Raw genomic sequence first — 14286 nt, 5'->3', positions numbered from 1 at the left:
TGAGGCTCCTCATGCGGGCCGTTTTTATTTAGGGAAGTTAATAATGCAAAATGCGCCAGAATCAGTACTGAATGCACTTGTGCCTATGGTCGTTGAACAAACTGCCAAAGGGGAACGTTCATATGATATTTATTCTCGTCTGCTCAAAGAGAGGGTGATCTTTCTCGTTGGTCAGGTTGAAGAGCATATGGCTAACCTGATTGTGGCTCAGCTACTGTTCCTCGAGTCTGAGAGCCCAGATAAAGATATCTATCTTTATATTAACTCTCCTGGTGGCTCGGTCACTGCGGGGATGGCGATTTATGATACCATGCAGTTTATTAAGCCAAACGTCAGCACAGTCTGCATCGGCCAGGCCGCCAGTATGGGGGCCTTCCTGCTTGCCGGTGGTGCCAAGGGTAAGCGTCACTGTCTGCCGAACTCACGTGTGATGATCCATCAGCCATTGGGTGGCTTCCAGGGCCAGGCATCCGATATCGCGATTCATGCACAAGAGATTTTGGGCATCAAGAACAAGCTGAACCAGATGCTTGCCGACCATACAGGCCAGCCGCTGGAAGTGATCGAGCGCGATACGGATCGTGACAATTTCATGAGTGCAACCGAGGCCGCAGAGTACGGATTGGTTGACTCTGTGCTCGATAAACGAGGCTGATATTTGTCGCTTGCTGAGCTATGATCAGTAAAAGGCGTAAGAGAAGAATTGTGCAGTGAGTGAAACTGCAAAAGAGGTAAACTAATGGGCGACAACAAAAGTAACGGTGATAGCGGGAAACTGCTGTACTGCTCTTTTTGTGGAAAGAGTCAGCATGAGGTTCGTAAGCTCATCGCCGGCCCTTCTGTGTATGTATGTGACGAGTGTGTAGAGCTTTGCAACGATATTATCCGTGAAGAGATTCGTGAGATATCGCCAAAGCAAGATCAAGATAGATTACCTACGCCACATGAGCTCAGAGCGCATCTTGACGACTATGTCATAGGTCAAGAGAAGGCTAAGAAAGTCTTATCTGTTGCTGTATATAACCACTATAAGCGTTTAAAGAATGCTACGCCTAAAGACGGTGTCGAGCTGGGCAAGAGTAACATCCTGCTTATTGGCCCAACCGGTAGTGGTAAGACGCTGCTTGCCGAGACCTTAGCTCGGTTCTTGAATGTGCCTTTTACCATGGCCGATGCCACCACCTTAACCGAAGCCGGTTATGTGGGTGAGGATGTTGAGAACATCATTCAGAAGCTGCTGCAGAAATGCGACTATGATGTCGAGAAGGCCCAGCGCGGTATCGTCTATATCGATGAGATCGATAAGATCAGCCGCAAGTCAGATAACCCATCGATCACCCGTGACGTGTCCGGTGAAGGCGTGCAGCAGGCGCTGCTTAAGCTGATCGAAGGCACAGTGGCTGCCGTACCGCCCCAAGGCGGACGTAAGCATCCTCAGCAGGAGTTCTTGCAGGTTGATACCTCTAAGATCCTCTTCATCTGTGGCGGCGCCTTTGCGGGCCTAGAGAAGGTGATCGAGCAGCGCTCTCATGTCGGTACCGGCATAGGTTTCGGTGCCGAGGTGAAAGGCGAGGCCGATAAGGCGACTATCTCAGACGTATTGCTGCAGGTTGAGCCTGAAGATCTGGTGAAGTATGGTTTGATCCCTGAGTTCATCGGTCGTCTGCCTGTACTGGCAACCCTGGCCGAGCTGGATGAAGCGGCGCTGATTCAGATCCTGTCTGAGCCAAAGAATGCGCTGACTAAGCAGTTTGCCGCCCTGTTCGAGATGGAAGGGGTTGAGCTTGAGTTCAGAGAAGATGCGCTCAAGGCGATTGCCCTGAAAGCGATGGATCGTAAGACGGGTGCTCGCGGTCTGCGTTCAATCGTCGAAGGCATTCTACTGGACATCATGTACGACCTGCCATCAACCGAGAACGTGGCCAAGGTGGTTATCGATGAGTCTGTGGTTAAGGGCGAGTCCGCTCCTATCCTCATCTACGAAGCCAACGAGACGCAAGCCGCGGTGGCTGAACAATAATTCGGCTAACGTGAAGCGAAATAAACATAAAGGAGTCCACTGGGCTCCTTTTTTTATATTTGCCATTGAAACCCACTTAAACACCCCAATATACTCATTAATATTGTTACCAAACGGAATCGAGCTATGACCTTAGAGCGTGAAGCGCGAATCGAACTCCCGGTACTGCCATTGAGAGACGTGGTGGTTTACCCCCATATGGTTATTCCCCTGTTTGTCGGTCGGGAAAAATCTATTCGCTGCCTGGAAGCGGCGATGGAGCAAGATAAGCAGATTATATTAGTGGCCCAGCGCGATGCTGAATTAGATGAGCCGACCAGCGATGATATCTTCGAGGTCGGTACCGTTGCCTCTATCTTACAACTGCTCAAACTGCCTGACGGCACTGTGAAGGTGCTGGTCGAAGGTGGCCAACGTGCCCGTATCGACAAGTACACTCAAGAAACCGAATTTTTTGTGGCGACCGCCCAATACCTCGAATCGGAAGAACTTGCCGATAAGGAAGAGGAAGTATTGGTGCGATCGGCCATCGGTCAGTTCGAAGGTTATATCAAGCTAAACAAGAAGATCCCGCCAGAGGTATTAACCTCACTGTCGGGGATCGATGAAGCCGCGCGCCTTGCCGATACCATGGCGGCCCATATGCCACTTAAGCTTGAAGATAAGCAGGCGGTGCTGGAGATGGTTAACGTCTCCGAGCGCCTCGAATATCTGATGGCCATGATGGAGTCGGAGATCGATCTGTTGCAGGTGGAGAAGCGCATTCGCTCTCGCGTCAAGAAGCAGATGGAGAAGAGCCAGCGCGAGTATTATCTCAATGAGCAGATGAAGGCAATTCAGAAGGAGCTTGGGGATATCGACGAGTCTCACGACGAGTTCGAGACCCTGACCCGTAAGATTGAAGAAGCCGGCATGCCGAGCGAGGCCAAAGAGAAGGCCACCGCCGAGCTTAACAAGCTGAAGATGATGTCGCCTATGTCCGCCGAGGCCACTGTAGTGCGCAGCTATGTGGACTGGATGATCTCTGTGCCCTGGAAACAGCGCTCTAAGATTAAGCGCGATCTCGCCAAGGCCCAGGATGTGCTGGACACAGACCATTATGGTCTGGAAAAGGTTAAAGAGCGCATTCTCGAGTATCTGGCGGTGCAGAGCCGTGTTAAGCAGCTAAAGGGACCTATCCTGTGTCTCGTGGGGCCACCGGGTGTGGGTAAGACCTCGCTGGGACAATCTATCGCCAAGGCGACCGGACGTAAATATGTCCGTGTTGCGCTCGGCGGTGTGCGAGATGAAGCCGAGATCCGTGGTCATCGCCGTACCTATATTGGCTCAATGCCAGGTAAGGTGATCCAGAAGATGTCTAAGGTTGGCGTGAAGAACCCACTCTTCCTGCTCGATGAGATCGATAAGATGAGCAGCGACATGCGTGGTGACCCGGCGTCGGCGCTGCTTGAGGTGTTAGATCCTGAGCAGAATGCGACCTTTAGTGACCACTACCTGGAAGTCGATTACGATCTGAGCGATGTGATGTTTGTGGCCACCTCTAACTCAATGAACATTCCAGGTCCACTGCTGGACCGTATGGAAGTGATTCGTCTGTCGGGTTACACAGAAGATGAGAAGCTCAACATCGCTAAGCAGCATCTGTTGCCTAAACAGATCGAGCGTAACGGCCTCAAGGCCAGCGAAGTCAACGTCGATGAGAGCGCCATTATTGGCATCATCCGTTACTACACCCGCGAAGCCGGTGTGCGTGCGCTTGAGCGCGAACTGTCTAAGATCTGCCGTAAGGTAGTTAAACAGATCCTGCTGGACAAGTCGGTGAAGCATGTGGATGTCAACCAAGACAATCTCAAGTCGTTCCTCGGCGTGCAGCGTTTCGACTATGGTAAGGCCGAGTCGAACAACCAGATTGGCCAGGTGACAGGCCTTGCCTGGACCGAAGTGGGTGGCGATCTGCTGACCATCGAAGCTACCTCTGTGCCGGGTAAGGGCAAGCTGACTTACACTGGCTCTCTGGGTGACGTGATGCAGGAGTCGATTCAGGCGGCCATGACAGTGGTACGTGCCCGCGCCGAGCAGCTGGGCATCAATCCAGATTTTTATGAGAAGCGTGACATTCACGTGCACGTGCCTGAAGGGGCGACGCCGAAAGACGGTCCTTCTGCCGGTGCGGCCATGTGTACCGCCTTGGTCTCGAGCCTGACAGGGAACCCGGTGCGCGCCGATGTGGCCATGACCGGTGAGATCACCCTGCGCGGTGAGGTCTTGCCAATCGGCGGTCTGAAAGAGAAGCTGCTGGCGGCCCATCGCGGCGGTACTAAGTTGGTGCTTATTCCTAAGGAGAACGAGCGTGACCTCGAGGAAATCCCAGCCAATGTCGTGGCCGACCTTGAGATCAGACCCGTACGTTGGGTGGATGAGGTGCTTAAGCTGGCGCTAGAACGACCAATCGAAGGCTTTGAAGTTGTTAAAAATTTGGTCTAACGCAAGAAAATGCCTATTTGCATTAAAAAAAATGCAAAAAGGGGCTTTTTAAAATCTAAACCTGTGGTAGCCTAGGTCTGTGGATAGCATATTAGCTGCAGCCCTTGGCGCTGCTGGTTTTTAGGCTTATTCCAATTTTAATTCTTAGGTTTTCCTATTTGGCTTGAACTTTAGTTTCAAGCTTGTTATAAAAAGCCTCCGCAGACCGCTCTAGAGAAGGATTTGGTTGCGGCGCAAAAATTAAATTCAAGGGGATGACATGAACAAATCTGAACTAATCGAGAAAATCGCTTCTGGTGCTGATATCTCTAAAGCGGCCGCTGGTCGTGCTCTAGATTCTTTTATTTCTGCTGTGACTGATGGCTTAAAAGATGGCGATAAAATCTCTCTAGTTGGTTTTGGTACTTTTGAAGTGCGTCAACGCGCAGAGCGTACTGGTCGCAACCCACAGACTGGTAAAGAGATCAAGATTGCTGCAGCAAACATTCCAGCATTCAAGGCCGGTAAAGCACTTAAAGACGCTGTAAACTAAGACACACTTAGTTAAGGTGGCCTTTGTAAACCTTACGAGTAGTTTGATAAGCACTGTTTAGACAGTGCTTTTTACGAGTAGGGGTTTTGATAATGTAACCCTCATTATCAAGCCGTTGGCCTAACATTACGCACTGTGTAAACTAGGTCTACAAATTACAAAAATGGCGCATCCTCCAATAGGTGATGCGCCTTTTTATTTTTATTGCAACGAGCGAGAAGTCTGATGTTAGAAAAGATTCGCGAAGGCTCACAGGGCGTGATTGCTAAAGGCATTCTCGTTCTTGTCATTTTGTCCTTTGCATTTACTGGCGTGAGTAGCTATTTGGGTTCATCTTCGGAGCCGAGCGCGGCTACGGTTAATGGTGAAGAGATCAGTAAATCTGCACTGGAGCAAGCCTATCAAAGCGAGCGTGCTCGATTAGAGCAGCAACTGGGTGATATGTACGACACCTTGGCCAGCAACGAAAGCTACCTGGCTAGCGTGAAGCAGAATGTATTAGAGCGTCTGATCGCCGACAAGTTGGTGGATCAAGCCGCTGCCGACTTAGGGCTTACAGTGTCTGATCAACAGATCAAGACGGCTATCATGAATGAGCCCGCCTTCCAAACCGACGGTAAGTTTGACAACGACCGTTACCTAGCTTTAATCCGCCAGCTTGGCTATCAAGCCAACAGCTTCCGCGACATGATGCGTGGTGACATGACTCGTCGTCAGCTAGTGGTGACCGTTGTAGGTTCTGAATTTGTGTTGCCTGGTGAAGCCGAGTATCTGGCCAAGATCCAGGGACAAACCCGTGACATTCGTTACCATGTGGTCGATGCCGAGCCTATGCTGGCCACTGTAAGCGTAAGTGACGAAGAAGCGAATACCTACTATCAGCAAAATCAGTCGCTGTTTGTGCGTCCTGAAACCATTGCGCTGGATTATATCGAGCTAAGTGCTAATCAATTGGCCTCGGCGATTCAGGTAAGCGATGATGAAGCTAAGACCTATTACGACGAGAACAAGGCGCAGTACCTGCAGCCTGAGAAGCGTCTGGCTGCCCATATTTTGGTAAGCCTGGGTGATGATGAGGATGCCGCTAAGGCTAAGGCCGAAGCGATCATGACTAAGCTTAAGGCGGGCGAAGATTTTGAAGCGCTGGCTAAGAGTGATTCAGATGACAGCTTCAGTGGTGAGCAGGGCGGTAAGCTGGATTGGTTCGAACAGGGCGTGATGGAAGCGCCTTTCGACCAGGCGCTATTCGCACTGGAAAAAGGTCAGTACTCAGACATAGTGAAGACCAGCTTTGGTTACCACATCATCAAGCTGCTCGATCTACAAGCGGCATCGACCTCGCCATTCGAGGCGGTAAAAGACAAGATCGTTGCCCAGATCCAACAAGACAAGGCAGTTAACGAGTTTTATACCCTGCAACAGCGCCTGTCTGACGTGAGCTACGAAGTACCTGATACCCTAGCCGAAGCGGCTAAAGAAGTGGGCGTTGCGGTCAAGACCAGCCCAGTATTTACCCGCGACAATGCGCCAGAGCCACTAAACTCTGCCGATGTGCTTAAAGCGGCCTTCTCTAACACGGTTTTGCTCGATGGCATGAACAGTGATGTGATCGAGCTGGGTGATAACCATGTGGTCGTGGTGCGTGTGAACAAGCACGCTGCGGCGGGCACCATGGAGTTTGCCGACGTGAAGGCGACCATTGTCGAGCGTCTCAAGCAAGATAAGGCTAACGAGCTGGCACGCGACAAGGCGCAAGAGATGATGGCAGCCATCAAGGGCGGTGAGATCCCGGCCGAGATGATCACTCGCACTCAGCTAAGCCGTGGCGAGCAAGGCATAGATACCTCTATTGTTAGCAAGGCGTTCGAGATGGCCCAGCCAGCAGAGCAGTTTGTGGTTGATACCGCGGCCTTGGCTAACGGTTATGCCGTGGTGATCCTAGATAAGGTGAATCAAGCCGAGAGCGTCGATGAGAGCCTGGTAACGGCTCTTAAGCAACGTTTAAACTCTCAGTACAGTGAGAACGACTACCGCGCGCTTATCGCCGCGCTGAAGGCTCAGGCGGAAGTGGTTTACACGCCAGCCGAATAATTTATCTTGAGAATAAGATGAGTTGCCAAAAGCCAGTCCTAGTGACTGGCTTTTTTGTTGCTAAGATTTGGCCAGAGGCCATTAAATTCGGTTTGCCTGTGTGTTCAGAGCGACAATCCGACGAAGGGGGAGATCAGCCTGAATTGCTGTTTAGAAGGCATTTTCACCGCTTCGTTTGGGGAGGTGAGTGTGGACAACTGCCTTTCTATCGGGTGTTTGGTCTAGGCTTCTAGCCAGTAGCGATCAGCATCTGCTTTTGCAGTTATCACTCTTATTTGTCTTCTATGGGGGATTGGTAGGGAGATTGTTTTTAGCCTACTCATAACGCCGCTTAGAAGAGATGAGTTGAGAGAATGCAACTTTTATTGGGGCTTATGGCAGGTCGAACCAATTGCGGCTTAAGAATACGTCTGAGGCGCTTCAGGGCAAATAAGCCGGAAAACAAAAAGCCACGGCAATGGCCGTGGCTTTTTATCGATGAGCGAGCGGTTTAGAACTGCTCGACGTCGAAGTTCACCTCAGGGTTCACATCGGCGTCATAGTCTACAGACTCGATACCGAAACCAAACAGCTTGAGGAACTCTTCCTTGTACTCACGGTAGTCGGTGAGTTCGCTGAGGTTCTCTGTGGTGATGGTCGGCCATAGGTCGCGGCAGTGCTGCTGAATTTCGTCACGAAGCTCCCAGTCGTCCAGACGCAGGCGGTTAGCATCATCGACTGCCGGTGCTGCACCGTCGGCGCGGTAGAGGCGCTCGTGGAACATACGGTTGATCTGCTCCTGACAGCCCTCGTGCAGACCCTCTTCGCGCATCTTCTTAAATACCATGGCGATGTAGAGTGGCATTACAGGGATGGCCGAGCTGGCCTGAGTGACCACACTCTTGAGTACGGCGACGTTGGCGCTGCCACCTGTGGACGATAGCTTGTCGTTGAGTGCTTGCGCGGCGCGGTCAAGGTCCATCTTGGCCTTGCCCAGGGCGCCGTGCCAGTAGATAGGCCAGGTCAGCTCTGTGCCTATGTAGCTGTAGGCAACTGTCTTACAATCTGGAGTCAGCACGCCAGCCTCGGCCAGGGCATTGATCCACAGTTCCCAATCCTGACCGCCCATGACGGTAACAGTATCTTGAATTTCTTGCTCTGTGGCCGGCTCTACGCTGGTTTCGATGATCAGATCTTTGTTGGTATCAACCGCGGTAGACTTGTATGTCTCGCCAATTGGCTTCAGTGACGAGCGAATCAGCTCACCGCTGTCAGGCAGTTTTCTTACCGGAGAGGCCAGTGAGTAGACGACCATGTCTACCTGACCCAGATCTTGCTTGATCAGCTCGATAGCTTTCTGCTTGGCTTCATGGCTGAAGGCATCACAGTTAAGGCTCTTAGAATAGAGACCGTCTTGCTTCGCAAACTTGTCGAAGGCCGCTGAGTTATACCAGCCAGCCGTACCAGGTTTAGTCTCGGTACCTGGTTTTTCAAAAAAGACGCCGAGGGTTGCCGCGCCGCTGCCAAAGGCTGCCGCAATGCGCGAAGATAGACCATAGCCACTTGAAGAGCCGATCACTAATACTTTCTTAGGGCCGTTGGCGACAGGGCCTTTTGCCTTAGTGATGTTGATTTGCTCTAGTACATTTGCTTCACAGCCAACCGGATGAGTGGTGGTACAAATAAAGCCACGTGTTTTGGGTTTGATTATCATGTTTCTGCTTCTCTTGAAAAAGTGCCATAAGGATAATTAAACCACGCTGAAATGGCACACCTTTTTTAATAATAAGACGTTAATGTTCCAGTGGTTGGAGCAGTTTAACGCTTGTAGGAAAACATGGTCTGTTCCTGAATAAGCCGCTGGGTGTATTCATGCTCCGGGGCGTTAAACAGCTTCTCTGTGGTGGCTTTTTCCACCATCTTGCCCTGGTGCAATACCATGATCTTATCGCTGAAATGGCGAATGATATTCATGTTATGGGACACGAAGATATAGGAGAGTCCCATCTCCTGCTGCAGCTTGAGCAGCAGGTTCAGAATCTGCGAGCGAACCGAGAGATCCAGTGCCGTTAATGCCTCGTCGGCGATGATGATTTTTGGGTTTAACATCAATGCCCTGGCCACCGCGACCCGCTGTTTCATCCCCTCTGAGATCATGTGAGGATAGAAGTCGGCGTGCTCTGGCAGTAGGCCGACCTTGCGCAGGGTATCGACCACCTGCGCGAAGCGTGCCTGCTTGTCGAGATCCGTATTGAATCTTAAGGGTTCATCCAGCAGCTCACCCACAGTCAAGCGCGGGTTGAGCGAGGTGTTTGGGTCTTGGAAAATCATGCGAATGAGCCTGCAACGCTGCTTCAGGTTGCGGCTTTCCAGCGCTTCGCCCTCAAATAAGATCTCACCATCGGTGCGCTGCTCTGCGCCCACCAAGATACGCGCCAGGGTACTCTTGCCCGAGCCGGTTTCGCCCACAATTGCCAGGGTCTCGCCGCGATTAAGCTCGAAGGAGATGGGCTCGAGGGCATGGTTATACTGGCGCTTAAATCCCTTATAGCCGGCGAAAAAGGTTTTACTGAGTCGATTAACTTTTAGTAAGGGGCTCTTCATGGCATGGCTCATTGTGATAAGGGAAATGGCAGGCAAAATAGCGATCTTTCTGGTGACACAGGCTAGGCTGATTGACACAGAGTTTCTGTGCCTGGGGGCAACGTGGGCCGAGTCGGCAACCTATGGGCAGATGCTGTAGCGCCGGCGCCGAGCCTGGCAACGTCTGCATCATGGTCTTGTGGTGCTCCGGATTGGAATAATCGGGAATATTATCCAACAGCGCCTTGGTGTAAGGGTGATAGGGATTGGCGATAACATCGCTAGTCACTCCCGATTCCATCACCTGACCACTATACATCACGGTTAAACGGTCGCACCACTGAGAAAGTGTCTCTAACTCGTGGCTAATCAATAGGATAGATACGTTTTGTAGCTGGTTGAGTTTACTCAGCAGACGGAAGATCTGCGCCTGGGTGCGTACCTCCATCGAGTTGGTGGGCTCGTCGGCAATCAGCAGCCTGGGCTGGTTGGCCACGGCGATGGCGATCATCACCTTCTGGCACTCACCGTCGGAGAGCTCCCAGGCGTAGCTGGACATGATCTTCTGGGTCTCTTTAATGCCTACCTTGTGCAGCCACTGCTGGGCCTTCTTGCGCTTGTCGCTGCCGCGCTTCCACCATGGCAGTTCCTTGTTTTCGGGCATCGCCTCGATGATCTGGGTGCCGACGGCTATGGCCGGATCCAAGCTGCTGATGGGGTCTTGAAAGATCATCGCCATCTCGCTGCCCATGAGTACACGGCGCTCGCTGGGAGACATGTCCATCAGGTTCTGTCCATCCCACATCATGCGATCCGCCTGTATGGTCCAGTTGTGACCCGGGATGCCAAGAATAGCCTTGGCTAACAAGGTGCGGCCCGAGCCTGACTCGCCCACCAGGCCGTGAACCTCGCCCGGATTGAGGGTAAGGCTCACACGCTCCAGGGCCTTGACGCGGCCGTGGGGGGTATCGAGTTCTATGGTGAGGTTTCTAATGTCCAGTAATGGCATAGGTGCGTCTCGTTAGGAGCGAATCGGCGAGAGGGCAGAGCGCAGTCCGTCTCCCACAAGGTTAATGGCTAGCACGCTACAGAGGATGGCGACGCCGGGTATGGTAACCGTCCAGGGGGCGGTGAGCAGATTATCTAAGCCTTGTGACACCATGGCGCCCCATTCCGGGCTAGGGGCCTGGGCCCCCAGGTTGAGGAAGCCCAGCGCGGCGATATCCAAAATGGCGGCCGAGATCCCTAAGGTGGTCTGAATGATCATGGTGTCCATGACGTTCGGCAGGATCACATACCAGAAGATCTGCAAACTATTGGCACCGTCGAGTCTGGCGGCGGTGACATACTCTTTCTGTAACTCTTCGTGCACCGCCTGATGGATGGCGCGGACAAACTGCGGCGTGAGCGCGATGCCCACGGCCCAGAAGACGTTGCCAAGCCCTGGTCCTGTGACCGCCACCACCAGAATGGCCATCAGCAGCGAGGGGATCGACAGCAGCGCATCGAGCAGGTGGCTCAAGATACTCGACTTGAGGCCCTTCATCATGCCCGAGATGGAGCCTATGATGAAGCCCAGCAGCAGGGCGGTGATAACGATTGCCAGCGCCATGCCGAAGGTGAGGTGAGCGCCGTGAAGCAGGCGGCTGAAGATGTCGCGGCCCAGGTCGTCTGTGCCGAGGAAGTGCTCTACAGTGCCTGTGGGCTCCCAGGAGGGCGCAAGCAGCAGCGCTAAGGGGTCTTGATGCTCAGGGCTGTAGGGGGCGATAAGCGGGCCAAATAGAGCCAGAAGCAGCAGACAGCAGACGGCCCAGAGCCCTGCGAAGGCGAAGGGGTTATCGGTAAAGGCGGACCAGATCCGGCTCAGGGGCGAGGGGATATGATCTTCCTGATAGATTTTAATTTGCGGCATAGAGCTCTTTCCTGCTGAGGGGGTTCATTGCCGTATGGATCACCTCGATAAGAATGCTTAAGAAGATGATGATTAAGGCGACGGCGAGGATCCCGCCCTGTATCACAGTATAATCCCGTTGATAGATCCCGGAGACCAGCCAGGCGCCCACGCCAGGCCAACTAAAGATCACCTCTACCACCATAGCATAGCTGGCGAAGGCGCCCAGCATGAGGCCGAGGTTTTTCAGCACGGGAATAAAGGCGTTCGGCAATGCGTGGCGCAGCACTATGATGCTGGTGTGAAGGCCGCGGGCCTCGGCGGCCTTGATATAGGTCTGCTCCATGATGGATATCATCGCCGCGCGGGTGATACGCACCACCACGGTAAAAGGCAGTACCGCCAGGGTCACCGCAGGTAAGATGATGTGCAGCAGGGCGTCGATAAAGGCCGAGGTGGCGTATTGGGAGTCCGACAGCAGTGTATCGATCAGCAGAAAGCCGGTGACAGGGCGTATGTCATACAAGAGATTTATCTGCCCCGAAATCGGCAGCCAGCCCAGCTGCACCCCAAACCAGAGCGACAGTGACAGGCCGAGCCAGAACACGGGAATGGAGTAACCGGTCAGGGTGATCGCCATGATGGTGTGCTGGGTGATCTTATGTTTGCTCAAGGAGGCAAGCACCCCCAGCGGCAGACCCAACACCAGGGCAATCAGCCCGGCGACAATCCCCAGCTCGAAACTGGCGGGCAGCACGGCGGTGAGCTCGTCGATCACCGGATTCTGTGAGGTGGCCGATATGCCCAGATTGCCCGACAGGCGCTGCTGCAGATAGGCGAGAAACTGGTGTGCCTGCGAGTTATCGAGTTGATAATCTTGCGCTATCTGCGTCAGCTCCTGAGCTGTCGGTGATTGTAGGCCCGTTAATGCAAAAGTGTGGGCGACGGGAAACTTACCGGTGGCGATAAACATCACCAGGAAAAGCACCAGTGAGGTCGCCAGGAAAAGATTTAACCTACGGATCAGATATCTGGCCATCAGTTACTCTCCTTGTTGTCGCTGGCAAGGCGAGGCTGGGCGGAGGTCTTGGTGAAGGAGATGCCGCCAAAGGGAGTCAGCTTAGCCTCGGTCACCGATTTCTGTTTCACTACCATGCGGGTAGCGTGGGCGAAGGGCAGCATAGGTACCTGCTCGGCCACATACTGCTCGGCCTCTTGATAGAGACGCGCTCGCATCTCTCTGTCTGTGGTGGACTTGGCCGCGTTGAGGATATGGTCGAAGGCGGGGTCGCACCAGCGAGAACGGTTACTGTTTGAGCCCACCGAGGCGCAGCTCAAAATAGGGGTAAAGAAGTTATCGGGGTCGCTGTTATCGGCGTTCCAGCCGATGAGCACAGAGTCGTAACCATGCTGGCTCAGCTTCTGATTGAAGACGCTCCAGTCGTAGTTGACTATGTTGACCTTGACGCCAATATTGGCCAGGTCTGCCTGGATAAGCTCGGCGGTCTTATGGGCATTGGGGTTGTAGATACGGGCGACCGGCATGGCCCAGATATCTATGGTGAGGTTTTTCACTCCAGCCTCGTCAAGTAGCTCGCGCGCCTTTTCCGGGCTGTAGTCGATCATCTTCTCGTTGGCCGAATAGGCCCAGGAGAGTGGCGGCAGCAGGCCCACCGCCTCTTCGGCCGTCTTCTGGTACACGGCCCTGAGGATGTTCTCTTTGTCTATGGCGTGGGCCAGTGCGCGGCGCACCCTGACATCGTTAAAGGGGATCCGCTCGGTATTAAAGGCCCAGAAGGCGACGTTAAATCCGGGGAGCGACTCCACTTCGAGATCCTCTTTCTCGATCACCACCGGCAGTTCACCGGCCTTAGGCAGGGCCGAGACGTTACAGTCGCCGGTGATAAGCTTAGCCAGGCGGGTGGTGCTCTTTGGCGTGATATCAAACACCAGCTGGTCGACCTCTGGGGTCAGGCGCCAATAGTAGGGGTTGCGGTAGTAACGAATAAAGTCGTTCTTGACGTAATCGATCAGCCTGAATGGTCCGGTCCCTATGGCCAGTTTGTCCAGCAACTCTTCCTGGCCCGTGCGCTGTAGTTGGTCGGCATATTCTTTAGAGAGGATCACCGCAAAGCCTGTCGCCAGGTTAGAGAGGAAAGAGGCATCTTTGTGTTTGAGATGAAAGGCGACATGGTAGTCATCTATCTTCTCTATGTCGTCGATAAGCTCGGCAAAGCCGATACTCTGGAAGAAGGGATAACCGCTTTTAGAGACAAAGTGATAGGGATTGTCGGTATCTATAATGCGGTTGAAAGAGAAGAGCACATCGTCGGCATTAAAGTTGCGACTCGGGGTAAAGATGTCGGAGCGATGAAATTGCACGCCCTGGCGTAGCTCGAAGGTGTAGACTTTCTCATCATCGCTCAGGTGCCAGGAGGTGGCGAGAGATGGGGTCATCTCACCAGTTCTGGCATCGTAATCCACCAGACCGTCGTATAGCTGCTGTGAGGTCGCATCGACCGTGGTCCCAGAGGTGACCAATTGGGGGTTGAAGGACTCAGGGTTGCCTTCAGAGCAATAGACCAATCCCGAGGGCACTCGCGTCGGTCCACAGGCCGACAGCAGTGGCACGATACAACAAAACGCCGAACTTAACGTGAGACGTTTGAGCAGCTCTTTCATCAGCAGATGTAATAGTTATTTGAA

At 53.1% G+C, this 14286-nt stretch carries 11 protein-coding genes; 5 read left to right on the top strand and 6 right to left on the bottom strand.

Going from position 1 to position 14286, the window contains the following annotated elements; genetic code table 11:
• Nucleotides 1-43 precede the first annotated feature (43 nt).
• The 5 genes from clpP (at nucleotide 44) to K0H80_RS12780 (ending at nucleotide 7127) form a co-directional block, all read left to right on the top strand.
• A complete protein-coding gene (clpP, locus tag K0H80_RS12800) occupies nucleotides 44-655 on the top strand; it encodes an ATP-dependent Clp endopeptidase proteolytic subunit ClpP (RefSeq protein WP_011866305.1) in 612 nt (203 codons plus the stop codon).
• Nucleotides 656-739: 84 nt separating this feature from the next.
• Nucleotides 740-2020 carry an ATP-dependent protease ATP-binding subunit ClpX gene (gene clpX, locus K0H80_RS12795; RefSeq protein ID WP_011866304.1) on the top strand — a complete coding sequence of 427 codons (1281 nt, stop codon included), beginning with the start codon at nucleotides 740-742 and terminating at the stop codon, nucleotides 2018-2020.
• 126 nt (nucleotides 2021-2146) lie between these two features.
• Nucleotides 2147-4504: an endopeptidase La gene (gene lon, locus K0H80_RS12790; RefSeq protein ID WP_011866303.1), complete on the top strand. Its 2358-nt coding sequence runs from the start codon at nucleotides 2147-2149 to the stop codon at nucleotides 4502-4504.
• A gap of 259 nt (nucleotides 4505-4763) precedes the next feature.
• Nucleotides 4764-5036: an HU family DNA-binding protein gene (locus K0H80_RS12785; protein ID WP_011866302.1), complete on the top strand. Its 273-nt coding sequence runs from the start codon at nucleotides 4764-4766 to the stop codon at nucleotides 5034-5036.
• A gap of 225 nt (nucleotides 5037-5261) precedes the next feature.
• Nucleotides 5262-7127, top strand: a complete 1866-nt coding sequence (locus K0H80_RS12780; protein ID WP_220071822.1) for a SurA N-terminal domain-containing protein — start codon at nucleotides 5262-5264, stop codon at nucleotides 7125-7127.
• A gap of 490 nt (nucleotides 7128-7617) precedes the next feature.
• On the opposite strand, the gene fabV is transcribed toward K0H80_RS12780, so the two are convergent.
• From fabV to K0H80_RS12750, 6 genes are all read right to left on the bottom strand, one after another.
• A complete protein-coding gene (gene fabV, locus K0H80_RS12775) occupies nucleotides 7618-8820 on the bottom strand; it encodes an enoyl-ACP reductase FabV (protein ID WP_220071821.1) in 1203 nt (400 codons plus the stop codon).
• 104 nt (nucleotides 8821-8924) lie between these two features.
• On the bottom strand, nucleotides 8925-9710 hold the full coding sequence (locus K0H80_RS12770; RefSeq protein ID WP_011866299.1) for a peptide ABC transporter ATP-binding protein: 786 nt from the start codon (nucleotides 9708-9710) through the stop codon (nucleotides 8925-8927).
• On the bottom strand, nucleotides 9685-10698 hold the full coding sequence (locus tag K0H80_RS12765; protein ID WP_011866298.1) for a peptide ABC transporter ATP-binding protein: 1014 nt from the start codon (nucleotides 10696-10698) through the stop codon (nucleotides 9685-9687). Before K0H80_RS12765 ends, K0H80_RS12770 begins: the two co-directional genes overlap by 26 nt.
• 12 nt (nucleotides 10699-10710) lie before the next feature.
• On the bottom strand, nucleotides 10711-11601 hold the full coding sequence (locus K0H80_RS12760; protein WP_220071820.1) for an ABC transporter permease subunit: 891 nt from the start codon (nucleotides 11599-11601) through the stop codon (nucleotides 10711-10713).
• The gene (locus K0H80_RS12755) at nucleotides 11588-12619 is read right to left on the bottom strand and encodes an ABC transporter permease subunit (protein ID WP_220071819.1); all 1032 of its coding nucleotides are present in this window, start codon (nucleotides 12617-12619) and stop codon (nucleotides 11588-11590) included. The genes K0H80_RS12760 and K0H80_RS12755 overlap by 14 nt, the downstream gene beginning before the upstream one ends.
• On the bottom strand, nucleotides 12619-14262 hold the full coding sequence (locus K0H80_RS12750; protein WP_220071818.1) for an ABC transporter substrate-binding protein: 1644 nt from the start codon (nucleotides 14260-14262) through the stop codon (nucleotides 12619-12621). The genes K0H80_RS12755 and K0H80_RS12750 overlap by 1 nt, the downstream gene beginning before the upstream one ends.
• Between the last annotated feature and the right edge of the window lie 24 nt (nucleotides 14263-14286).

This window comes from Shewanella aegiceratis, from assembly GCF_019457495.1.
In the GTDB taxonomy this organism is placed as follows: Bacteria; Pseudomonadota; Gammaproteobacteria; order Enterobacterales; family Shewanellaceae; genus Shewanella; species Shewanella loihica.
The sequence above is the reverse complement of the archived record's forward strand: the minus strand, read 5'-3'. Positions and strand labels throughout refer to the sequence as shown.